1 protein-coding gene is annotated in these 1286 nt (G+C 35.8%); it reads right to left on the bottom strand.

The annotated features are described in order from the left end of the window. Window positions 1-37 precede the first annotated feature (37 nt). Window positions 38-1200, bottom strand: a protein-coding gene (locus tag ABES02_RS29100; RefSeq protein ID WP_430141402.1) for an IS3 family transposase whose coding sequence is annotated in 2 segments (ribosomal slippage) — window positions 38-918 and window positions 918-1200 — 1164 coding nt in all. Because the reading frame shifts where the segments join, the coding sequence is not laid out codon by codon here. Window positions 1201-1286: the final 86 nt, after the last annotated feature.

Raw genomic sequence — 1286 nt, 5'->3', positions numbered from 1 at the left:
ATGAACTGACCTAGAAAAACGAGACGAGAAAAAACACCTAGACTGCTATACTCCTGAATTCCACTGGAGTATGGCAGTTTAATTTTTTAAATGGTCGTATATAGTTGTAATAATACATGTACGTTTCTACTTTTTCTAGTACAATAGAATTTGTAAGGTGCACTCTTGGTTGAGTGCTGAATTCTTCCGACTTTAGCGAGGAGTGGAAGGATTCAATTACGGCATTATCAAAGCAATTGCCTTTCCGGGACATGCTTGTGATAATGCCTTTTTCTTTTGCTCTTTCTTGAAATTTATAAGAAGTATATTGTGATCCTTGATCGCTGTGTAATACCACGCCGTAAGTCTCTCGTCCTCTACACGCGTATTCTAAAGTGTCAATAACAAGTGAAGTATCCTGTTTATCACTGATTCGATATGCAAGAATTTCGTTATTAAACAAGTCCATAATGGTTGATAAATATAACATCTTTTCTCCATAGGGTAAGTATGTAATATCAGTAACCCACTTTTGATTTGGACCCTCTGCAGAGAAGTTTTGTTCCAACAGATTCGGAACAACATGTTTACTTTCCCCAGCTATATATGATTTTCGCTTTGGTTTTACTCGACATTGAATACTAAACTTCTGCATAATCTTCTGAACCGTATTTCGATTAACTTTGATGTGATGGTCCTTCCAAAGGAGATCTCTAACCATACGATGACCAACTCTATATTTCAATTCTTTACAAATGGTTAAAACTAATTGTTCAATAGGTTTAGGATTAAATGATTTCTTCTTCCAACGATAATATGTTGCTCTAGAGACATTTAAACAATCACAAATCATTGTAATTGTGTATTTAGATTTGAATATCTCTACCAGTTCTACAAATGCTTCTGGCACCACTTCCTTTCGATTTCCTGGTACTTTCCCAAGAGCTCCTCTCGCATCTCATAATAAGATAATTTCTTTTTTAGCTGTTCAACCTCGCTCATATCCTTGGGCCCTTTTCCAAACTTGTATTGCTTTCCGATTGGTTGAGCTAATCGCTGCTCTTCACCCTTTCTATACCACCTCATCCAAGTTTTGATTTGTGTCTTATTTTTTATGCCAAAGCGTTCCATCAATTCTTTATTCGTATACTCTCCCGTCAACTTCAACCGAATAACCTCTCTTTTAATTTCTTCTGGATAGACATTCTTTTTTCTAGCCATTAGAAAAACACCTCCAATTTGTCGTTAATTTTTTATACGACCTTGGGGGTGTTTTTTCCTTTGTCTCATTTAATTAGGTCACTCTA

Origin of the sequence: Neobacillus pocheonensis, assembly GCF_050477905.1 — a bacterium.
Taxonomy (GTDB): Bacteria; Bacillota; Bacilli; order Bacillales; family Cytobacillaceae; genus Neobacillus; species Neobacillus pocheonensis_A.
This window is presented reverse-complemented; position numbering and strand designations above follow the sequence as displayed.